We start from the raw sequence: 19797 nt of genomic DNA, 5'->3' as shown, positions 1-19797 counted from the left end.
CCGGTTTACGGATCGAGGTCGCCCGCCGCGCGCTCGTCGAAGACGCGCATGGCCTTCGCGGTGACCGGACCGGGCGCGCCGGGCAGTGTGCGGCCGTCGACGCGGTGGACCGCCTGTACGTCGCGCAGTGACGACGTCAGGAAGATCTCGTCGGCCCGGTCGAGCACGTCGAACGGCAGCCGGGTCTCCTGGGCCCCGGTCCAGTCCACCGTGAGCGCCCGGGTGATACCGGCGAGGCAGCCCGAGGAGACCGGCGGGGTGTGGAGCTGTCCGTCCAGGACGACGAAGACGTTGGAGCCGGTGCCCTCGCAGAGATCTCCCACGGTGTTGGCGAACAGCGCCTCGGAGGCGTCCTGTTCGCGGGCGCGGGCGAGCGCGACGACGTTCTCCGCGTACGACGTTGTCTTGAGCCCGGCCAGCGCGCCGCGTTCGTTGCGCACCCACGGGACGGTGATCACCGCGGTGGTGTCGGGGCGGCGGTGTGTCTCGCCGACGGCCACGACCAGCGTCGGGCCCGCGTCGCCGCGGTCCGAGCCGAGCGGGGACAGTCCGCCGGTGTAGGTGATCCGCAGCCGGCCCATGTCGACCGGATTGGCGTCGAGGACGGCGGCGCAGGCGGCCCGTACCTCGTCGTGGTCGGGGTCGGGCAGTCCGAGACCGCGCGCCGAGCGGGTGAGCCGGTCCAGATGACGGGTGAGCGCGAAGGTCCGGCCCCGGACGGACTTCACCGTCTCGAAGATTCCGTCGCCCACGGTCAGCCCGTGGTCCAGCACCGACACCCGCGCGGCGTCGGCCGCCCGCAGTCCGCCGTTGACCCAGATCATCATCCAGCCGTCCTTCCCGTCGCCTCGTACACTCCCGACGCTACCGCCAGCAGCCGCGATGCCTTCAGCTCCGTCTCCCGCCACTCGCGCTCCGGGTCGGATCCCCAGGTGATGCCCGCGCCGGTGCCGAAGCGCAGGACGGGGCCGCGCGGCAGGTCTCGCTCGATCCAGAACGTCCTTATCCCGACGGCCAGTTCGGCGGTGCCGCGGTCGGCGTCCACCCAGCCGACGGCGCCGCAGTAGGGCCCCCGAGGTGCCGTCTCCAGCTCCTCGATGATCTTCAACGCGCTGGATTTCGGCGCGCCGGTGACCGATCCGGGCGGGAAGGTCGCGGCCAGCAGCTCCGGCCAGCCGGCGCCGTCGGCGAGTTCGCCGCGCACCGTCGAGACGAGATGGACGAGTCCGGGGTGCGGCTCGACGGCGCAGAGGGCGGGCACGGTCACCGATCCGGTGGCGCAGACGTGGCCGAGGTCGTTGCGGACCAGGTCCACGATCATCACGTTCTCGGCGTGGTCCTTCTCCAGCAGGTCCTCGGCGGTGCGGCCGGTGCCCTTGATGGGACCGGACTCCACCCTGCGGCCGGTGCGCCGCAGATACAGCTCGGGCGACGCGGTGGCGATCTCCACGCCGTGGGCGGGCAGCCGGATCGTACCGGCGTACGGGGCGGGGTTGCCGCGCGCGAGGAGCGCGGTCAGCGCGTCGACGTCGGCGGCGTCCGGGTCGGGCAGGGGCGCCGTCAGGACGCGGCAGAGGTTGGCCTGGTAGACCTCGCCTGCCGCGATGAGTTCGCGGACGCGTCGTACACCGGCGACATACGCGGCGCGGTCGAGCGACGACGTCCAGTCGCCCGCCGCCGGGCCCCGCCACTGCCCGGGAACGGGCGCGGGTACCGGCTCGTGGCGTACGTCGCCGAAGCGGGCGCAGGTCAGACGGCCCTCGAAGTCCATGGCCACGGCCCAGAAGCCGGCGGATTCGAGGGCTTCCGGGTCATGGGTGACATCGCGCGGATCGGTGGCGAGGAGATCACCGAAGCGGGCCAGCGGAGGGAGGTCGTGCACGCCGCCGAGTCTAGGACGGCTCAACCGGACGCACCGTCCATGTGTCACGTCGGCGACGTACGGGTGCCTCAGCGTGAACGTACGGCAGCACGCTGCACAAACGCGTTTTTGTACTGGCCCCGTAATCCGCTAGAGTTCAGCACGTCGCCGGACCGAGCGGGAGGGACCGGGAAACGGCACGCGGACGTAGCTCAGTTGGTAGAGCGCAACCTTGCCAAGGTTGAGGTCGCCAGTTCGAACCTGGTCGTCCGCTCGAGTTGGGGGATCAATTCCCGGCCCCCGCACTCCTGGTGGAGTGGCCGAGAGGCGAGGCAACGGCCTGCAAAGCCGTCTACACGGGTTCAAATCCCGTCTCCACCTCCAAGGACGATTAGCTCAGCGGGAGAGCGCTTCCCTGACACGGAAGAGGTCACTGGTTCAATCCCAGTATCGTCCACTGGATCCATTCGGATTCCCGCGCGATTAGCTCAGCGGGAGAGCGCTTCCCTGACACGGAAGAGGTCACTGGTTCAATCCCAGTATCGCGCACGCAGTACACGCAGGGTCACCCTGCGCGATTAGCTCAGCGGGAGAGCGCTTCCCTGACACGGAAGAGGTCACTGGTTCAATCCCAGTATCGCGCACAGCCCGAAGCCCCCGGCCGAATCGGCCGGGGGCTTCGTCGTGCTGCGGGGTACGACCGGGATCAGGAGGAGAAGAGCATCCGGCCGAAGCCCTTCTGGCGGTGACCGCCGTGGTGGCCCCCGTGGTGCCCGCCGTGCGGCGCGCCCCACGCGGGAGCCGGCGCCGCCTGGGCGGGGTAGCCGCCGGGGGCCGGGGGCGGCGGCGGGGCCTGCTGTCCCCACTGGGCCTCAAGGCGGGTGAGGGACTCCAGCTCGCCGTAGTCGAGGAAGATCCCCCGGCAGCCGCTGCACTGCTCTATCTGGACACCGTTGCGGTTGTACGTGTGCATCGCCGCATGACACTTGGGGCACTGCATGGCTCGGGTCAGCTCCTCGCTGGTCGGTCGGCATCGCCGGAATGCCTCCCGGCGACGGTGAGTTCACCTTACGACGCGGGTCCGGCCGCCAACTGCGTTGGGAGTGTGGCAATTCGGGCACAGGTCTCGATCATCGTCTCCTCCACCTCGTCCAGTTCACGGCCCTGCTCGGTCGACTTGGCGACGGCCAGGGCGGCGGTCTGGACGGTGAGGGCGCGGGCGGGGACGTCGAGCCGGGACCAGGGGTCGCCCTCGGCCGGTACGGCGGGACCGCCCGCCGACCGGTAGGCGCCGAGGAAGCGCCGCCACTCCTCGGAGGTGAGCAGTCCGGCGGCGTACCAGGCGGCGGGGCGGGCCAAGTCCCAGGCGCCGTCGCCCAGTCCGAGGTCGTCCACGTCGATCAGCAGCCAGGGGCCGTCCGGTACAGGGTGGCGTACGAGCTGGCCGAGATGCAGGTCCCCGTGGCACAGCAGCCCGCCCGACGGTGCGGGTGCCTCGCCCCTGGCCCAGTCGGGCAGCCCCGCCCAGGCCCGCTCCACGGCGACGGCGGCCGGATGGGACCCGGCGGCCCGCATCCGGGCGAGCGCCTGGGCGGCCTTCAGGGGCCCGCGCATGGGCGGGAGGTCCGGCGGCGCCAGTGCGGCGGGCGGGACGGCGTGCAGCCTGGCCAGCAGGGTCGCCGCCGCTTCCCAGGGCGCGTCGTCGGGGCGGTCGGGGTCGACGGGGGTGCCGTAGGGCCAGGCGGTGACGGGCCGGCCCGCGACCTGCGAGGTGGCGGCGGGCAGTGGCGGCAGCAGAATGCCGACGAGCAGGGGGTGCGAGGCGACGGAGAGCCGGGCGCGGTGGCCGGCGGGGTCGGTGGCGGGCGCGTGCGCCTTGGCTACGGCGGCCCCGTGACGTACGACCACACCGTCGGAGCGGTCGGCCAGCACGGTCTCGCCGCCTCCGCAGGCAGGGCAGGGGGGCTCGGTGGCGGTTTCGCCGGCCGGGCCGCCCGCCGCGTCCGGGTGGGCGGCGTGCCGGGCGGCGAGGTTGAGTGCGTGTACGACGGATGCGGTCACGGTGGTCTCTGTCCCCCGGTGCGGTGTGTTCCCGCCGGGGAGCCTACGCGTGGACGGGGACCGGATACGGGTCCGGACAGCGCGATGGCCGGTCAGCTCCCCAGCTGACCGGCCAAACGCTGCCGTCCGCCGCACCCCCGTCCCCACGGGGTTGTTGGCCGGATGTCTACGGTTCGGGCCGCTCTCCCGAACCTGGGGCGCCGCTCAGCGCCCCAGCATCACGCCCACGGACGACGCTTGTGTGACCACTGCTTCCCAGCCGCCGAATACGACGACCAGCAGGGCCGCGAGAGGGAGAACCATGGCTGTCGCCACCAGGGGGTGGCGCGGACCGGAACTCCGCCCGCCGAACGCGTCGAATGCCCTGCGTCCCTGCGTGCGGATCATCGCTCGCGATGCCGTGTCGGCCATGGTCCTTCTCCTGTCGTGTCTGGCAGCGGCGAGTGTCTGACCTCGGGGGACGAGTGCTGCACCCGCCGCTTGACAACAACATTAGGTAAGCGCCGCGCCTGGGTCGTCATGCCCGCGTACCGATTGCCGGGCCTCCCGGAGGATGACCGGTACCCCCCGCGCGTACTCCCCTGGGTGGAGAGACGGTCCTACGCCTGCGGGTCTTCCCGGAGGGGACGCTCGGAGACGTCCTCCCTGGGGACCGGTTGCTCGACCAGAGCGAGCACCCGTGTGGCCATGAAGCGCGCCGTACGCACCACCGAACCGTTGCGGGTGACTTCACTCACTTCCACCACTCCTCGACGCACCGCCGTCTCCACCCGGCGGCCTGCCCGACTTGCCACGACTTCGTACGTACGCGTCGTGTCACCCGCGTCCACCACTATCTCCACGCGGTCACCCTTCATTGATCCAATCCCCCTTCTGCGACGGACCATTGAGATCTCGCACGGGTCTGAGGACCTTGGATCCGCGGTCCCCTGACCACCCCTCAAGTTTCTCACCCGGCACTGACAATCGATCCGTCCCGGAGGGCGCGGCCTATGAGCGCCCCGGGGCGCGGGTACGTAAGCTGTGCCACGTCACACGGACGACCGGGCAGCGGGGATGGACATGGCGATGATGCGGCTCCGGCGCGAGGACCCGCGTGTCGTCGGTTCGTTCAGGATTCACCGGCGGCTCGGGCAGGGCGGTATGGGGGTCGTCTACCTGGGATCGGACCGGCGCGGGCAGCGGGTCGCGCTGAAGGTGATCAGGCCCGATCTCGCCGAGGACCAGGAGTTCCGGTCCAGGTTCGCCCGTGAGGTCTCGGCGGCGCGGCGGATCCGCGGGGGCTGTACGGCCCGGCTGGTGGCCGCCGATCTCGACGCGGACCGGCCGTGGTTCGCGACCCAGTACGTACCGGGGCCCTCCCTGCACGACAAGGTCGCCGAGGACGGGCCGCTGACCGCCGCCGAGGTCGCCTCCGTGGGAGCCGCGCTCTCCGAGGGACTGCTGGCGGTGCACGAGGCCGGGGTCGTCCACCGCGATCTGAAGCCTTCGAACATCCTGCTCTCCCCCAAGGGCCCGCGCATCATCGACTTCGGGATCGCCTGGGCGACGGGGGCGAGCACGCTCACCCATGTCGGTACGGCGGTGGGCTCGCCCGGCTTCCTGGCGCCCGAGCAGGTACGTGGCGCGACGGTGACCCCGTCGACCGATGTCTTCGCGCTCGGCGCGACGCTGGCCTATGCCGCGACGGCCGACTCGCCCTTCGGGCACGGCAGTTCGGAAGTCATGCTCTACCGGGTGGTGCACGAGGAGGCGCAGCTGTACGGGGTGCCGGACGCGCTGGCGCCGCTGGTGCGGGCCTGTCTGGCGAAGGACCCCGAGGAGCGGCCGAGCACGCTCCAGCTGTCGATGCGGCTCAAGGAGATCGCGGCGCGCGAGGCGCAGGGGCTGTCGGACGGACGGCCGCCGGCGCAGCGGGAGCGGACCGGGCAGGACGTGCCGACGGGCCGGATCGCGGAACGCACGGCGCGGATGCCGCAGCGGACCGAGCGCACGGAGCGGTCGGAGCGGTTGGAACGCTCGGAGCGGATCGAACGGCAGGACCGGTCGGACCGCACGGAGCGGACGGAGCGGTCCGACCGGTCGACCCAGGGGCGTACGGCTGGCGGGCACGACTCCCGGGCGCAGGGCTCGCGTGGTTCGGCGCCGCGTACGGGCGGTGGGCGTCCGCCCAGGCCCCGTGACGGCTCCTCGCGCGCCGGGGCGCGTACCGGCGGCCGTACCGGCGGCCGTCCGGGCAGCAGGCCCGGGGCACGTACGACATCGGGTGGCCGTGGCGGACGCAGGCCGGCCAATCCCCGGCTGCTGCGTCAGCGGCTGATCGTCTTCGTCGTGGTGACACTGATCGTCGCGCTGGGGATCGCGGCGGCGCAGCAGTTGTAGGGCGTCGTCGAGCCCGGTCAGTCCCGGGGCCGCGTCATGTAGAAGGCGACGGCCGAGGTGGCGGCGACGTTGAGGGAGTCCACCCCGGCGTCCATCGGGATGCTGACCCGCAGATCCGCGGCGGCGAGGGCGTCGGCCGTCAGACCGTCGCCCTCCGTACCGAAGAGGAGCGCGAGTCTGTCGTCCCGCCGCGCGGCGAGTTCGTCGAGAGTGATCGACTTCTCGTCCAGGCAGAGGGCCGCCGTGACGAATCCCGCCTCACGCAGCAGGCCGGCGTCGCCGGGCCAGGACTCCAGCCGGGTCCAGGGGACCTGGAGGACGGCGCCCATCGAGACCTTGACGGCCCGGCGGTAGAGCGGGTCGGCGCAGCGCGGGGTGAGAAGCACCGTGTCGACCCCGAGCGCCGCCGCGTTACGGAAGGCGGCGCCGAGGTTGGCGTGGTCGACCATGTCCTCGAAGACCACCACGCGGCGTGCCTTCCGTAGGAGGTCGGCAGGCGGCGGCAGGGGCCTGCGGTGCATGGAGGCGAGCGCGCCGCGGTGGACGTGGTAGCCGGTGACGCGCTCGGCCAGGTCCGGGGCGACCTCGTAGACGGGTGCGGAGGTCCCGTCGATGACGTCGCGCATCACCTCGGTCCACTTGGCCGTCAGGAGCATGGACCGCATCTCGTAACCGGCCGCGACCGCACGGCGGATGACCTTCTCGCCCTCGGCGATGAACAGGCCCTCGGCGGGCTCGCGGCGGCGGCGGAGTTCGACGTCCGTGAGGTCGGTGTAGTCGGCGAGGCGGGGGTCGGCGGAGCCGTCGGGGGCCGCTTCGACGGTGACGATCTCAGCCATGGCCGGTCTCGCCGCGTGCCTCGCCGCCGGGGCCTTGGTCTGTGCCGCCGCCGGTGCCGCGGTCTGTGCCGCGGTCTGTGCCGCGGTCTGTGCCGCCGGTGGTCCGATCGGGGCCTCGGTCGGGGCCGACGGAGACGACGTCGCCGATGACGATGACGGCCGGGGGCCGTACATCCTCCGTGACGACGGCTTCGGCGGCCGTTTCGAGTGTCGCGTCGACGCGGCGCTGGGTCGCCGTCGTGCCTTCCTGGATCAGCGCCACGGGGGTGGCGGGCGACCTGCCGTGGGCGACGAGGGTCCCGGCGATGGCGCCGATCTTGTCGACGGCCATCAGCAGGACGAGCGTGCCGCGCAGTCGGGCGAGCGCCGGCCAGTCGACCAGGGAGCGCGGGTCGTCGGGGGCGACGTGGCCGCTGACCACCGTGAACTCGTGCGCCACACCCCGGTGGGTGACGGGGATGCCCGCCGCGCCGGGGACGCTGATGGAGCTGGAGATGCCGGGGACGACGGTGCAGGCGATGCCCGCGTCGGCGAGGGCCTGGACCTCCTCCATGCCGCGGCCGAAGACGAAGGGGTCGCCGCCCTTGAGCCGTACGACCGCCTTGCCGGCCTTGGCGTGCTCGATCAGCGCGTTGTTGATGGCCTCCTGGGCCATGTAGCGGCCGTACGGGATCTTCGCGGCGTCGATCACCTCGACGTGCGGCGGGAGTTCGTCAAGGAGGTCGCGCGGGCCGAGGCGGTCGGCGATGACGACGTCGGCCTCGGCGAGGAGGCGCCGGCCCCGGACGGTGATCAGCTCCGGATCGCCGGGGCCGCCGCCGACGAGGGCGACGCCGGGGGTCCGGGTGCGGTGGCGGGGGGCGGCGAGGGTGCCGTCGCGCAGACCCTCGACGATGGCGTCGCGTACGCCGGCGGAGCGGCGCGGGTCACGTCCGGTGAGGACGGCGACGGTGACGCCCTCGCTGCGGCCGGTGGCCGGGGTCCAGGCGGTGGCGGCGTCGGCGTCGTCGCTCCGTACGCACCAGGTCCTGTTACGTTCGGCCTCGGCGGAGGCGCGGGCGTTCGCCTCGGCGTCGCCGGTGGCGACCAGGACGTACCAGGCGTCGCTCAAGTCCCCCTCGACGTACGGACGTTGTTCCCAGCGCAGCTCGCCGGCGTCGGCCATGGCCTCGACGGAGGGGGTCACGGACGGCGACACGAGCAGGATGTCGGCGCCGGTCGCGACGAGGGCCGGCAGGCGGCGCTGGGCCACCTGCCCACCTCCGAGGACGACGACGCGCCGGCCGGCGAGACGGAGTCCGACGGGGTAGGCGGGGTGCTCGGGCATGGGGCGGCTGGCTCCTCTGGGGGGGGCGGTGCGGGTGGTGAAGGGGCTGGTGGGACGCGGTTCAGCTTAGTGGGGGGGTGGCGCGTGGGCCGGGGTGGTGGGGGCGGAGCTTTCCCCTACCCGCCCCTTCCCGAAACCGGGGCTCCGCCCCGGGCCCCGTACGGCCTTCGGCCGTGCCCTCAAACGCCGGGCGGGCTGAAGATGCCCGGACCCCGCTCCTCAAACGCCGGAGGGGCTGAATGTGCCCCCCGCGGCTACTTCTCCGTCACTCCCGCCGAGTCGAACGTCGCCACCTCGTGCATCGCCCGCGCCGCGCTCTGGACCACCGGGAGTGCCAGCAGGGCGCCCGTGCCCTCGCCCAGTCGGAGGTCCAGGTCGACCAGGGGGCGCAGGCCCAGCTTGTTGAGCGCCGCCACATGGCCCGGTTCGGCGCTGCGGTGGCCCGCGATGCAGGCGGCCAGGGCCTCGGGGGCGATGGCGCGCGCGACGAGGGCCGCCGCTCCCGCGCTCACGCCGTCGAGGATGACCGGTGTACGCAGCGACGCGCCGCCCAGCAGGAAACCGACCAGCGCTGCCTGTTCCAGGCCGCCGAAGGCCGCGAGGACGCCGATGGGGTCGGCGGGGTCGGGGCGGTGGAGTTCGAGCCCGCGCCGGACGACGTCGATCTTGCGCGCGTGCGTCTCGTCGTTGATGCCGGTGCCGCGTCCGGTGACCTCGGCCGGGTCCAGGTCCGTGTAGACCGAGATGAGCGCCGCGCAGGCCGTGGTGTTGGCGATGCCCATCTCACCGGTGATCAGGCCCTTGTTGCCCGCCGCCACCAGATCGCGCGCCGTCTCGATACCCACGTCGATCGCGGCCAGCACCTCTTCGCGGGTCAGCGCGGGGCCGGTCGTGAAGTCGGCGGTGCCGGGCCGGACCTTGCGGGGCAACAGACCGGGTGTGGCGGGCAGTTCGCCCGCGACGCCGACGTCGATGACGCAGACCTCGGCGCCGACCTGGTTCGCGAAGGCGTTGCAGACCGCGCCGCCACCGAGGAAGTTGGCGACCATCTGCGCCGTCACCTCCTGGGGCCAGTGGGTGACGCCCTGCGCATGCACACCGTGGTCGCCCGCGAAGACCGCGACGGCGGCGGGCTCCGGGATCGGCGGCGGGCACATCCGGGAGAGACCGCTGAGCTGCGCGGAGATGATCTCCAGCATGCCGAGCGCCCCTGCGGGTTTCGTCATCCGCTTCTGCCGCTCCCACGCCTCGCCGAGCGCCTTCGCGTCGAGAGGGCGGATACCGGCGATGGTCTCCTTGAGCAGGTCGTGCGGCTCCTCACCGGGCAGCGCCCGGCGGCCGTACGTCTCCTCGTGGACGACCCAGGACAGCGGGCGGCGCTTGGACCAGCCCGCCTGCGTCAGTTCGGGCTCCTCCGGGAACTCGTCGACATACCCGACACACAGATACGCCACCACGTCCAGATGCTCGGGGAGACCGAGGGCGCGGACCATCTCGCGCTCGTCGAAGAAGCTGACCCAGCCGACACCGAGTCCCTCGGCGCGGGCGGCGAGCCACAGGTTCTCGACGGCGAGGGCGGAGGAGTACGGCGCCATCTGCGGCTGCGTGTGGCGGCCGAGGGTGTGCCGGCCGCCACGGGTCGGGTCGGCGGTGACGACGATGTTCACCGGGGTGTCGAGGATGGCCTCGATCTTCAATTCCCTGAACTGCTTGGCCCGGCCCTTGGGGAGCGACTTGGCGAAGGCCTCGCGCTGGCGCTGGGCCAGTTCGTGCATGGTCTGCCGGGTCTCGGCGGAACGGATGACGACGAAGTCCCAGGGCTGCGAGTGGCCGACGCTGGGGGCGGTGTGCGCGGCTTCGAGGACTCGCAGCAGCACCTCGTGCGGGATCGGGTCGGGACGGAACCCGTTGCGGATGTCACGGCGTTCACGCATGACGCGCAGAACGGTTTCGCGCTCCGCGTCGTCGTACCCGGGGGCGGGAGGGGACACCTCGGCGGCGGCGACCGCGGGGGGCTCGGGTACGGCGTCGGGCACCGTGGCCGGAGCGGGAGTCCGAGCCGGAGTCTCAGCCGGTGCGGCGACGGGAACGGCCGGGGATGCTGGCTCGGGGGCCTGTGACGGTACGGGCTCCGCCACCGCCGACTCCGCTTCCGCCTCCACGACCGGTACGGGCTCGGGCTCGGGGTCCGTGTGTACGGGCTCCGGCCCGGTCGGTGCGGCAATCACCGGGTCCGCGCCGGGCAGCGCTATCGGCTCGCGCTTCTCCTCGGCATCGACCGGCTCCACGGGTTCGACCGTCGCCACGGGCTCGACCGGCTCGGCCGCCGGGGTCTCGTCCACGGCCGCCGCGTCGGGCACGGGAATGGGCACGGGTGCGGGTTCCGGCAGGGCCTCCTCAGCCACCGGCTCCGGGGTCTGCTCGGGCTCGGGAGCGACCTCGGCCACCACCTGCGGTTCGGGCACCGGTACGGGCTCGGGCTCCGGTGCCACTTCCTGCACGGGCGCCGCCTCCGCCACCGGAACCGGCTCCGGGGCGAACGCCGGTCCTCCGTCGGGGACGACCGTTTCTGCGGGAGCTTCCGGGGCCACCGGCTCGGCCATGACCTGCGGTTCGGGCGCCACTTGCGGTTCGGGCGCCACCTCGGCGACCGCGACAGCGACGGGTGCCGCCGCCTCCGCCACCGGCGTGTCGGACTGCGGCGGCACCGACGCCCATGGGTCCGCGCCCTGCACGGGAATCGCGCCGAGCTGCGGTCCCGGCAGTTCCGCGGCTTCCTCGCGCGGGATGTCCAGATACTCGGGACCAGTGGTGGGCGGCCCCTGGGCCCGTACCCGAACGGGGTTCGGCGGCGTGCTCGACGGACCGCGGTCGGCGAGCGAACGCACCACGCCACCCGTCGAGTCGGGCATCGGCGGGCCCATGTGCAGCGGGCGGCGTGCGGGGGGCGGTGTCGGCGTGGACGTGGCGGTCGGGATTCGTACGGCCCCGAGGTCGACGGAGCCCGAATCGCGCCCACCGGTCTCGTGCGCGCCCGGTTCGGGCGCGGGCGCCGGAGCTTCGGCCGCCACCGCCGGCGGCGCTACGGCTTCGGCGACTTCCTGAGGCGCCTCCTGGAGCGCTTCAGGGGCCGCCTCCGGGACCGCTTCATGGGTCAACTCCGGCGCCGGAGCCTCCACCGGCGTCTCCGCCGGCGCGTACGTCTCGGGCGCCACCGCGAACTCGGTCTGCTGCGCCACGGGGCCCACCTGCATGTGGGACAGGTCCGGCGCCGGATACTCCGCCAGGCCCTCGGGGCCGGGCGCGGACTGGAACTCCGGCGTCTGTGTCTGGTACTGCGGCGCGAGCTGTGGCTCCGGCTCCGGCTGCGAGTACGTCGCGAGCTGGGACTGCGCCTGCTGCGGGGCGAATTCGGCCTGCCCCATCTGCTGCGGGATCTGCGCCGCGGCGACAGGCTCGGGCGCCGGCGCGGGCACGGTGTGGGCGACGGGCGCGAGCGGCTCGGCCGGAGGCGCCGGCTGGGGGTCGCCCCAAGCGCCCTGCGAACTCGGCATCAGCAGAAGGTCGTCGTCCTCGGGAGCACTCTCGGAGGGGCCCAGGTAGGCGTAGGAGCCGGCAGCGGGGTCGCCCGGCTGCTCCGCCATGCCTGCGTTCTCCGGCTGTCCCTCGCCCGGGACCTGGCCGGTGTCAGTCATGCGTACCCCTCGCCCATTGGTTGTGCTCCTTCGGCCCTTCGACCGGGGCGCCCGATTCGACGGCGCTCCGGCGCCCGTCAGTGTCAACGAGCGTGGGCGCCGCGCGGCACGAATCGAGCCGCGGCCCTCACGTATTCTCGCGGCCGTTCGCGGCCAACACGCGGTGATCCGTGGCGGCCCGCTGTGGTCTGCGCCACGTTGCGCGTCCCCCGGTGCAGCCGTACCACATGAGGGTCCAAAACGACCCCCTTTTCCGGACATTGACGAACGAAGCGACGAACGACCGGCTGCGGTACAACGATCGGTCAGCCTACCTCGCGCCTCTGACAACAGGGTCAGGGGGCGCGGTCCGGCCGGTTCCCCGAGACCAGGAAAACCACCGAGCGTTCGCGCTCCGACCAGGCTCCGGTGTCCATCTCGACCGACTGGAGCAGGACGCACTCCACCACGTAACCGCCCTCGCGGAGCGCGGCGCAGATGGCCTCGGCCTCGTCCCGCGTGGCCGCGTGGGTCACGATGCGCGCGGGTCGGCGGTCGGCGCACGCGATGACGACGTCCACTCCCCCGCCGCCGATGCGTACGACGTCGGGCTCGGGCAGGTTCTCCAGTACGTGGGGCGCTCGGCCTTCCACGACTTCCAGTTGTACGCCGGCGCGACGGGCGGCGGCGGCCGTACTCGCGCACGCCCCCGGTTCCGCGTCGACGGCGATCACGGCCGCCCCGAAGCGCCCCGCCTCGGCGGCGAGTGCGCCGCTGCCGGACCCGATGTCCCAGACGAGGTCGCCGGTACGGGCACCCAGGCGAGCGAGTTGGGCCGCGCGCAGCCAGGTCGACTCGCCCTCGTCGAGGTCGATGCCGTACTCCTCGGACGGCAGCGCCCAACCCCTTACGGCGGGCGGGAACTCGGGATCGTGGCCCGCGATCCAGCCGCTGGTGCGGACGGGCGCGGTGCCGATCCCGCCGACGACGATCACGACGTTGGGGTCGCGCCAGACGTGGTCGGCGGCCTTGTCGGAGGTGAGGACGGTGACCTGTTCGCGGTCGGTGCCCAGTTCCTCGCAGATGACGAAGGTGCGGTGAACTCCCTGGAGGAGCAGGGCGAGTTCGGCGGGCCCGGCGCCAGGCGACGTGAGGACGGCGACCTTGGTGTGCGCCCGGCACACATTGACGGCGCGCCGGAGTGTGCGCTGCTGGGCGACCACGACCTGGGCGTCGTCCCAGGGCATTCCGGCGCGGGCGAAGGCGGTGGCCACGGCGGAGACCGCGGGTACGACTTCGACCTCAAGGCCGTGCTCGGGGGCGCGCAGGGTGCGTACGACGCCGAAGAAGCCGGGGTCGCCGTCGGCGAGTACCACGGCGCTGCCGCGGTGTCCGGCGATCCTGCGGGCGGCGAGGTCGACGCTGCCGAGGCGGATGCGTTCGGCGTCCGGCGGTATTTCCGGCAGGGCGAGATGGTGGGCGGCGCCGGCCACCAGCGTGGCGGCGGTGAGGGCGGACGTGGCCGCCGGCGCGAGGGGCGAGCCGTCCCAGCCGATCACCGTGACGCGGTCGGCCATCGTCGTCAGTCTCCCCAGAGTTCGTCGGAGGTCGTCAGGTTGTTTTGTCGCAGGCCGGACCGCTGTCCATCGGTGGTGCGTCGAGGGGGTCCGCGCCGGGGCGGTGCGTGTGAGGGTACCCGCAGGCCGCCGCGCCGTCCGCCGCGGGGCGTGGGTCGTGTGCTTGAGGATCGAAGATCGAAGGTCGTGGGTCGCAGGCCGTGGAGTTCAGTTCCAGTCGGTGAACGACGCGTAGCCGCCCGCGTCCGCCATCTGGTCCGCCACGCCTTCGAGATCCTCGGGCAGCAGGCTCCAGACGATGAGATCCGTGCGGACGTCGATCCAACTGCCGGTCTCCGTCTGCGTCCGCGCTATCCACGCGTTGCGCAGGACGCCCTCGCTGATACAGCCGGCCTTCTGCGCCACCTGCTGGGCGGCCGTGTTGTCGGCGGCGGTGCGCAACTCGACACGCTCGAAGCTCTGGTCGCGGAAGAGCCACTCCGCGACGGCGAGCACGGACTCGGTCGCGTAACCCTCACCGCGCGCCCAGGGAGCGGTCACATAGGAGATCTCGGTGGTGCGGGTGCGCCAGTCGGTGTTCTTCAGGCGGGCGAGGCCGACGAGACGCTGGGTCAGGAACTCGGTGACGGCGAGGACCAGTCCGCGCCCCTCCGTGCGTTCCGCGGGGGCGATCGCGCTCACCCAGTCCTCGGCGTCCTGGGCGCTGTACGGGTACGGGGCCGACATCCACGCGATGACCGGTTCGTCGTTCATCATCTCGATGTGCGCCGGGATGTCCGCCGCCTCGAACGGGCGCAGCACCAGCCGCTCGGTGCTGATGGAGACGTCCGGAAAGGTGGTAGTCATGCTCAGCTCCATGCCTCAGTCCGTCGTAAATGCACAGCATGCAGCATCGGGTGAGCCCCGCACACGGCCGGGTGTGCGGGGCTCGTACCGGACCGACGGCCGGGTCGCGCGGACAAATTACGCGGGCGGGCCGAAGGCGGGCAGGACCGCGCCGTTCTTGTAGGTGTCCTTGATGTACTGCTCCACCTCGGGCGAGTTGAGGAGCTTCGCGAGCTTCAGGACACGCGGGTCCTTCTCGTTGCCCTCCTTGACGGCGAGGAAGTTGGCGTACGGGTTGTCCTCGGTCTTCTCCAGGGCGAGGGAGTCCTCGGCCGGGTTGAGGTCGGCCTCGATGGCGTAGTTGCCGTTGATGACGGCGGCGTCCACGTCGTTCAGGGCGCGGGGCAGGGTGGCGGCCTCCAGCTCCTTGAACTTCAGGCCCTTGGCGTCCTTGATGTCGGCGAGGGTGCCGTTGCCCGCCACGCCGTCGGCGAGCGTGATCACGTCGTTGTCGGCGAGGAGCTTCAGCGCCCGGCCCTCGTTGACGGTGTCGTTGGGGATCGCCACGGTCTGGCCGGACTTCAGGGCGCCGAGGTCCTTGACCGTCTTGGAGTAGAGGGCGAGCGGCTCCAGGTGGACGTTGACGACGGGAACGATGTGGGTGTCGTTCTTCTTGTTGAAGTCGTCGAGGTAGGGCTTGTTCTGGAAGTAGTTGGCGTCGACCTCGCCGCTCTCGGTGGCGGTGTTCGGCAGGACGTAGTCCGTGAACTCCTTGACGTCGAGCTTGAGTCCGGCGTCCGGGGCGAGCTTGTCCTTGATGAAGTTCAGGATGTCGGCGTGCGGCGTCGGGGACGCGGCGACGAGCAGGGGCTTGGACTCGTCGGCCTTGGCGCCGTCCGCCGTCTTCTCGGCGGGGTCGGACGAGGTGCCGCAGGCGCTCAGGCCGATGGCGAGGGCGGTGGTGGCCGCGGCGGTCGCGATCTTGAGGTGGGTGCGCACGAAGAGTGCCTCTTTCCGGTGTTCGGTGGTCGGGCCCGGACAAGGAGTGCGGGCCGGTGGGACATCTGGGTGGCCGGTGGGGCCGGGTCGTACGGATTCGGTTGGTACGGATTCGGTTGGTACGGATCCGGTTTGCCGAGTCGTACGGATCCGGTCCGTACGGCCCGGCCGGGCTATGCCGTCCGGGTCCGGCGGGTCAGCAGCCGTACGGCGAGATCGCCGATCAGCTGGATCACGGTGACGATGAGGATCAGCACGACGACCGTGGCGATCATGAAGCCGTTCTCGAACCGCTGGAATCCGTAGGTGACGGCCTTGGAGCCGAGTCCTTCGCCGCCGACCGCGCCCGCCATGGCCGAGTAGCCGATGAGCGCGATGACGGTGGTGGTCGTGCCGGAGACGATCGACGGCAGGGCCTGCGGCAGCAGCACCTTGCGGACGATGGTGGGGATCGAGCCGCCCATGGCCTGGACGGCTTCGACCAGGCCGTGGTCGACCTCCCGGATCGCCGTCTCGACGAGCCGGGCGAAGAAGGGGATGGCGCCGATGGCGAGCGGCACGATCATCGCGGTGGGGCCGATGAAGGTGCCGACGACGAAGGTGGTGAAGGGGATCAGCGCGATGAGCAGGATGATGAAGGGCAGCGAGCGGCCGATGTTCACGATCACGCCGACGACCTTGTTGACCGGGGTGTTCTGGAGCAGGCCGCCCTTGTCGGTGAGGACGAGCAGAACGCCCAGCGGCAGTCCGCCGGCAACGGTGACCAGCGCGGACCACAGCACCATGTAGAGGGTGTCGAGCGTCCCCTGGCTGAGCAGAGGCTGCATTTCGGACCAGGTCACTTGGTGGCCTCCTTGGTGAGCGCGACGGTCTCGGCCACGTCCGCGAGTGCGTCCCCCGCGTCCACGGCATCCGCCGCGTCCGCGGCGTTCACGATCTCGACCTGGAGCCCCTGTTCGCGCAGGAAGCCGACGGGCACGACGTTCTCCTCGAAGGTGCCGGGCAGTTCGATACGCATCCGGCCGATCTGGCGCCCCGCGACGGTGTCCATCGCCGCGCCGAGGATCGAGATGTCGATGTTGTAGGTGCGGGACAGCTGGGAGATGACCGGCTGGGTGGCCGCCTCCCCGTGGAATGTCACGTCGATGACCGTGCTGCCGGGTCCGGCCCCGGATCCGTCCACCGGGAACAGTTCGCGCGCCAGCAGCGAGCCGGGGGTGGCGAGCAGGCCCCCGACCGTGCCGGACTCGGTGATCCGGCCCCGCTCCATGAGCGCGGCCGAGTCGCAGATCGTCTTGACGACCTCCATCTCGTGCGTGATCAGCAGGATGGTGAGGCCGAGCTGCTGGTTGATGTCGCGCAGGAGCCGCAGGATCGAGCGGGTGGTCTCGGGGTCGAGCGCGCTGGTCGCCTCGTCGGAGAGCAGCACCTTCGGGTTGCCCGCCAGGGCGCGGGCGATGCCGACGCGCTGCTTCTGGCCGCCGGAGAGCTGGGCGGGGTAGGCCTTGGCCTTGTCGGCGAGACCGACGAGGTCGAGCAGTTCCAGCGCCCTGCGGGAACGCTCCTGCCCGGACTGGCCGAGGATCTCCAGCGGCAGTTCGATGTTGTCCTGGACGGTGCGCGACGACAGCAGGTTGAAGTGCTGGAAGACCATGCCGATCGAGCTGCGCGCGCGGCGCAGTTCCTTGCCGGCCCGTCGGCCTCGGCCGGCGAGCGCGGTCAGGTCGGTCCCGTCGACGGTCACGGTGCCGGCGGTGGGGCGTTCGAGGAGGTTGACGCAGCGGATGAGCGAGGACTTCCCGGCGCCGCTGCGGCCGACGACGCCGAACACCTCTCCTTCGCGTACATGCAGGTCGACGCCGTCCAGCGCGGTGATCTCATGGCCGCGCGACCGGCCGGACCGGCCGGTCCGATAAATCTTGGTCAGGCCCGTAGTGGTGATCACAGAGGGTTTCCGTCACTGTCGGGTGCGCGGCGCGGCGGCCGGCGGGGCACGGGGATTCGGGCGGTCCGTCAGGGCGCGGCGCGACAGGGCACGTCAGCTCGTGGCTACCCGGGGCCGGGCACGGGAGAGGGACGTACGGGGGCTACGAGACGTAACCACGGGTGTCGCGTCGCTTCTGTCGGGTCTCGCTTCGGGGCGCGAGGCTCAGGCAGGGGCCCTCAGCGGGCGCACATTCGACACAGACAGCGAGCACCGGGCGTCGTGATCGCCTCGGTCGCAAGGGTGCGGCTGCTCGTCGTGGTCATGTCGGTAAGTAAAGCAGACGTATATCCACGGCTCGGCCGGTTGTCCGATTAGCGGACAGGTCTGTCTGTCACGGCTGAAAGCGCCCTCGATCTCCAGCTGTACCGCTCTGACCTGCGGGGATACGGGTGCGGGCCCCTCGTCGACGGGGTCCGCGCCCGATCGGGAGTGGTGGTGCGTTGTGGCCAAGACCACGGTCCGGCGGCTCCCGGGGCGGAGGTCGCCGGACCGTTCCGCACAGGGGCGAGCGCACCGGGCTTTTCGGGCCGTAATACTCTCGTCGTCATGCTTGTCGCCCTGACGGTCGCGGTCTCCGTGGCCGCTCTCGCCCTCGCCGCCTGGTGCGGATTCGCCGCGTACCGGGACCAGCCCACCAAGGACTGGCACTTCATCGGCATGGCCGTGGTGACGGCGCTGGCGCTCGTCCAACTGGTGGTCGGGATCGTTCAGTTGGCGCGTGGTGAGGACCCGGCCGAGGGCTCGGTGATCTTCGTCTCGTATCTGATCGGCGCGTTCGCCGCCGTACCGGCCGCCGGCTTCCTGTCCCTGGCCGAGCGGACCCGCTGGGGCTCGGCGACGGTCGCGGCGGGCGCGGTCGTGCTCGCCGTGCTCGAAGTGCGTCTGTACGACATCTGGGGAGGCTGACCGTGGAGACCGGGACAGGAGCCGCCGGCACGGGCGCCGACGCGAGCACGGGCGCGGGCCCCGACGGGCGGCCGGCGGGGCGGACGCGGCTGGTGCGGGGGCCCGGACTGCTGCTGGTCTGGCTGTACGGGGTGATGTCGGTCGGCGCGGTGTCGCGGACCGCCTTCGAGATCTCCACCAAGTTCGACCGGGCACCGCTGGCGTACACGCTGTCGGGCGTCGCCGCCGTCGTGTACGTGTTCATCACCTACACGCTCGTACGGGGCGGCGAGACGGCCCGGAAGGCGGCGCTGGTGTGCTGCGGCGGCGAACTCGTGGGGGTGCTCACCGTCGGGACCTGGACGGTCGTGGACCCCGAGGCCTTTCCCGAGGCGACGGTCTGGTCCGGATTCGGCTGGGGGTATCTCTTCATCCCCGTGCTGCTGCCGATCACGGGGATGCTGTGGCTGCGCAGGTCCCGACGGAGTTGAGCGGTTGAGGGTTGAGCGGTTGAGGGTTGAGTCGTTGAGGTCGAGCGGTCGCGGGTCGAGTCGTTGAGGCTCGCAGGCTGAGCGGTGGCCGGCCGTCAGGCGCTGGCGACGAACGCCCCGGTGGCCGCCTCCTTCTCCAGCGTCACGAGCGTGAGCCCGGGACCGGTCGGCTCGCTCGCCACCGGCGCGTACCCCTTGCTCCGGTACAGCCGCAGATTGCCCTCGCTGCGATGGCCGGTGAAGAGCTGGAAGCGCTTGGCGGCCTCCGCCCCGGCGAAACTTCCCTCTATCGCGTCGAGCAGCCGGCCGCCGAGACCGTGGTGCCGCATCCGCGGATGAACGATGAGCTTGCCGATCCTGGCCGTGCCCTCGCTGTCGATGGCGCCCCGCACGGAGGCCACGACTTCGCCACCGAGCCTGGCCACCAGTGCGTGGCCGCGGGCGATTTCGTCCTTGAGGTCGTCGAGCGTCTGGGTCAACGGTTCGATGGTGTAGTCACCGTAGAGCTCGGCCTCGCTCTGGTAACACAGGTACTGAAGCTTGAGGATGTGTTCCGCGTCCTGCGCACTCGCTGCTGAGATGGTCACGCTCATGCCCATGTGTGCATGCCTCCCGCTCACCTGCTGCCGCCGGTTGTCTACCGCTCCTTTCCCCGGAGTTCAGGAGCTGCAACCTCTGTGGTGAGCATTCTGCGCAGGCATCACAGGCGTGCGGAACGTGAAGGCTCCATTTCCCTCTGTGAGATACCCAACTCCCCTGTGATTACGCGGCGACCAGCCGCGTCGGGCGACAACATCGCAGCCGCCGCGCCGGGCCGGCCCAGGTGTACGTTCCGCCGTCTCGTGCCCAACTGGGCCGCCCCGGGAGACGGTTGTGCCCCGGCGGGCGA

General features: G+C 71.8%; 18 protein-coding genes and 5 tRNA genes. 8 read left to right on the top strand and 15 right to left on the bottom strand.

Going from position 1 to position 19797, the window contains the following annotated elements:
* Positions 1 to 5: 5 nt before the first annotated feature.
* Both ACFYNU_RS15595 and ACFYNU_RS15590 read right to left on the bottom strand, forming a co-directional pair.
* On the bottom strand, positions 6 to 827 hold the full coding sequence (locus ACFYNU_RS15595; protein WP_356592164.1) for an aminodeoxychorismate lyase: 822 nt from the start codon (positions 825 to 827) through the stop codon (positions 6 to 8).
* Positions 824 to 1882 (bottom strand): chorismate-binding protein, encoded by a 1059-nt coding sequence (locus tag ACFYNU_RS15590; protein ID WP_356592162.1) that lies wholly within the window; start codon positions 1880 to 1882, stop codon positions 824 to 826. Before ACFYNU_RS15590 ends, ACFYNU_RS15595 begins: the two co-directional genes overlap by 4 nt.
* Positions 1883 to 2062: 180 nt before the next feature.
* Here ACFYNU_RS15590 and ACFYNU_RS15585 point away from each other — a divergent pair.
* The 5 genes from ACFYNU_RS15585 to ACFYNU_RS15565 all read left to right on the top strand — a co-directional run bounded on the left by ACFYNU_RS15585 (position 2063) and on the right by ACFYNU_RS15565 (position 2505).
* Positions 2063 to 2135: transfer RNA gene (locus ACFYNU_RS15585), tRNA-Gly, on the top strand.
* A gap of 36 nt (positions 2136 to 2171) precedes the next feature.
* A tRNA-Cys gene (locus ACFYNU_RS15580) sits at positions 2172 to 2245 on the top strand.
* Position 2246: 1 nt separating this feature from the next.
* A tRNA-Val gene (locus ACFYNU_RS15575) sits at positions 2247 to 2318 on the top strand.
* A 20-nt stretch (positions 2319 to 2338) separates the two neighbouring features.
* A tRNA-Val gene (locus ACFYNU_RS15570) sits at positions 2339 to 2410 on the top strand.
* Between the two features lie 23 nt (positions 2411 to 2433).
* Positions 2434 to 2505 (top strand) — tRNA-Val (locus tag ACFYNU_RS15565).
* 62 nt (positions 2506 to 2567) lie between these two features.
* On the opposite strand, the gene ACFYNU_RS15560 is transcribed toward ACFYNU_RS15565, so the two are convergent.
* The 4 genes from ACFYNU_RS15560 to ACFYNU_RS15545 form a co-directional block, all read right to left on the bottom strand.
* Positions 2568 to 2861 carry a zf-TFIIB domain-containing protein gene (locus tag ACFYNU_RS15560; RefSeq protein WP_356592160.1) on the bottom strand — a complete coding sequence of 98 codons (294 nt, stop codon included), beginning with the start codon at positions 2859 to 2861 and terminating at the stop codon, positions 2568 to 2570.
* Positions 2862 to 2929: 68 nt separating this feature from the next.
* Positions 2930 to 3922, bottom strand: coding sequence for a phosphotransferase (locus tag ACFYNU_RS15555; RefSeq protein WP_388766366.1), 993 nt, complete (start codon positions 3920 to 3922; stop codon positions 2930 to 2932).
* A gap of 204 nt (positions 3923 to 4126) precedes the next feature.
* Complete coding sequence (locus ACFYNU_RS15550; RefSeq protein WP_356592158.1) at positions 4127 to 4333, bottom strand: hypothetical protein; 207 nt, start codon at positions 4331 to 4333, stop codon at positions 4127 to 4129.
* Positions 4334 to 4521: 188 nt separating this feature from the next.
* Positions 4522 to 4779, bottom strand: a complete 258-nt coding sequence (locus ACFYNU_RS15545; RefSeq protein ID WP_356592156.1) for a hypothetical protein — start codon at positions 4777 to 4779, stop codon at positions 4522 to 4524.
* Positions 4780 to 4984: 205 nt separating this feature from the next.
* Here ACFYNU_RS15545 and ACFYNU_RS15540 point away from each other — a divergent pair, with 205 nt between their 5' ends.
* Positions 4985 to 6304: a protein kinase gene (locus tag ACFYNU_RS15540; RefSeq protein WP_356592278.1), complete on the top strand. Its 1320-nt coding sequence runs from the start codon at positions 4985 to 4987 to the stop codon at positions 6302 to 6304.
* 17 nt (positions 6305 to 6321) lie between these two features.
* Here ACFYNU_RS15540 and ACFYNU_RS15535 read toward each other — a convergent pair whose 3' ends face one another.
* The 8 genes from ACFYNU_RS15535 to ACFYNU_RS15500 form a co-directional block, all read right to left on the bottom strand.
* Complete coding sequence (locus ACFYNU_RS15535) at positions 6322 to 7143, bottom strand: RNA methyltransferase (protein WP_356592154.1); 822 nt, start codon at positions 7141 to 7143, stop codon at positions 6322 to 6324.
* A complete protein-coding gene (gene cobA, locus ACFYNU_RS15530) occupies positions 7136 to 8470 on the bottom strand; it encodes a uroporphyrinogen-III C-methyltransferase (protein ID WP_356592152.1) in 1335 nt (444 codons plus the stop codon). Before cobA ends, ACFYNU_RS15535 begins: the two co-directional genes overlap by 8 nt.
* Positions 8471 to 8724: 254 nt before the next feature.
* Entirely contained in the window at positions 8725 to 12165 is a 3441-nt protein-coding gene (gene cobT / locus ACFYNU_RS15525) for a nicotinate-nucleotide--dimethylbenzimidazole phosphoribosyltransferase (protein WP_356592150.1), read from the bottom strand.
* Between the two features lie 335 nt (positions 12166 to 12500).
* Positions 12501 to 13721, bottom strand: coding sequence for a precorrin-6y C5,15-methyltransferase (decarboxylating) subunit CbiE (gene cbiE, locus ACFYNU_RS15520; RefSeq protein WP_356592148.1), 1221 nt, complete (start codon positions 13719 to 13721; stop codon positions 12501 to 12503).
* A gap of 207 nt (positions 13722 to 13928) precedes the next feature.
* Positions 13929 to 14567 (bottom strand): GNAT family N-acetyltransferase, encoded by a 639-nt coding sequence (locus ACFYNU_RS15515; RefSeq protein ID WP_356592146.1) that lies wholly within the window; start codon positions 14565 to 14567, stop codon positions 13929 to 13931.
* Between the two features lie 117 nt (positions 14568 to 14684).
* The gene (locus tag ACFYNU_RS15510; protein WP_356592144.1) at positions 14685 to 15545 is read right to left on the bottom strand and encodes a MetQ/NlpA family ABC transporter substrate-binding protein; all 861 of its coding nucleotides are present in this window, start codon (positions 15543 to 15545) and stop codon (positions 14685 to 14687) included.
* A 173-nt stretch (positions 15546 to 15718) separates the two neighbouring features.
* Positions 15719 to 16387 carry a methionine ABC transporter permease gene (locus tag ACFYNU_RS15505; protein WP_356592142.1) on the bottom strand — a complete coding sequence of 223 codons (669 nt, stop codon included), beginning with the start codon at positions 16385 to 16387 and terminating at the stop codon, positions 15719 to 15721.
* Positions 16384 to 17490 (bottom strand): ATP-binding cassette domain-containing protein, encoded by a 1107-nt coding sequence (locus ACFYNU_RS15500; RefSeq protein WP_356592140.1) that lies wholly within the window; start codon positions 17488 to 17490, stop codon positions 16384 to 16386. Before ACFYNU_RS15500 ends, ACFYNU_RS15505 begins: the two co-directional genes overlap by 4 nt.
* A gap of 588 nt (positions 17491 to 18078) precedes the next feature.
* On the opposite strand from ACFYNU_RS15500, the gene ACFYNU_RS15495 reads away from it, so the two are divergent.
* Both ACFYNU_RS15495 and ACFYNU_RS15490 read left to right on the top strand, forming a co-directional pair.
* Positions 18079 to 18438, top strand: coding sequence for a hypothetical protein (locus ACFYNU_RS15495; protein WP_356592138.1), 360 nt, complete (start codon positions 18079 to 18081; stop codon positions 18436 to 18438).
* 2 nt (positions 18439 to 18440) lie between these two features.
* A complete protein-coding gene (locus ACFYNU_RS15490; RefSeq protein WP_388766358.1) occupies positions 18441 to 18908 on the top strand; it encodes a hypothetical protein in 468 nt (155 codons plus the stop codon).
* Positions 18909 to 19003: 95 nt separating this feature from the next.
* Here ACFYNU_RS15490 and ACFYNU_RS15485 read toward each other — a convergent pair whose 3' ends face one another.
* Positions 19004 to 19507: a GNAT family N-acetyltransferase gene (locus ACFYNU_RS15485; protein ID WP_356592136.1), complete on the bottom strand. Its 504-nt coding sequence runs from the start codon at positions 19505 to 19507 to the stop codon at positions 19004 to 19006.
* Positions 19508 to 19797: the final 290 nt, after the last annotated feature.

The sequence above is a fragment of the Streptomyces sp. NPDC006643 genome, from assembly GCF_042870175.1.
Classification (GTDB): Bacteria; Actinomycetota; Actinomycetes; order Streptomycetales; family Streptomycetaceae; genus Streptomyces.
Note: the sequence above shows the minus strand (reverse complement) of the source record. Positions and strands in the feature narration are given on the sequence as shown.

Coding starts and splice junctions, on each gene's coding strand:
- ACFYNU_RS15595 (WP_356592164.1), bottom strand. CDS start 827: ATGATGATCTGGGTCAACGGCGGACTGCGGGCGGCCGACGCCGCGCGG.
- ACFYNU_RS15560 (WP_356592160.1), bottom strand. CDS start 2,861: ATGCAGTGCCCCAAGTGTCATGCGGCGATGCACACGTACAACCGCAAC.
- ACFYNU_RS15550 (WP_356592158.1), bottom strand. CDS start 4,333: ATGGCCGACACGGCATCGCGAGCGATGATCCGCACGCAGGGACGCAGG.
- ACFYNU_RS15545 (WP_356592156.1), bottom strand. CDS start 4,779: ATGAAGGGTGACCGCGTGGAGATAGTGGTGGACGCGGGTGACACGACG.
- ACFYNU_RS15540 (WP_356592278.1), top strand. CDS start 4,985: ATGGCGATGATGCGGCTCCGGCGCGAGGACCCGCGTGTCGTCGGTTCG.
- ACFYNU_RS15535 (WP_356592154.1), bottom strand. CDS start 7,143: ATGGCTGAGATCGTCACCGTCGAAGCGGCCCCCGACGGCTCCGCCGAC.
- cobA (WP_356592152.1), bottom strand. CDS start 8,470: ATGCCCGAGCACCCCGCCTACCCCGTCGGACTCCGTCTCGCCGGCCGG.
- cobT (WP_356592150.1), bottom strand. CDS start 12,165: ATGACTGACACCGGCCAGGTCCCGGGCGAGGGACAGCCGGAGAACGCA.
- cbiE (WP_356592148.1), bottom strand. CDS start 13,721: ATGGCCGACCGCGTCACGGTGATCGGCTGGGACGGCTCGCCCCTCGCG.
- ACFYNU_RS15515 (WP_356592146.1), bottom strand. CDS start 14,567: ATGACTACCACCTTTCCGGACGTCTCCATCAGCACCGAGCGGCTGGTG.
- ACFYNU_RS15495 (WP_356592138.1), top strand. CDS start 18,079: ATGCTTGTCGCCCTGACGGTCGCGGTCTCCGTGGCCGCTCTCGCCCTC.
- ACFYNU_RS15485 (WP_356592136.1), bottom strand. CDS start 19,507: ATGGGCATGAGCGTGACCATCTCAGCAGCGAGTGCGCAGGACGCGGAA.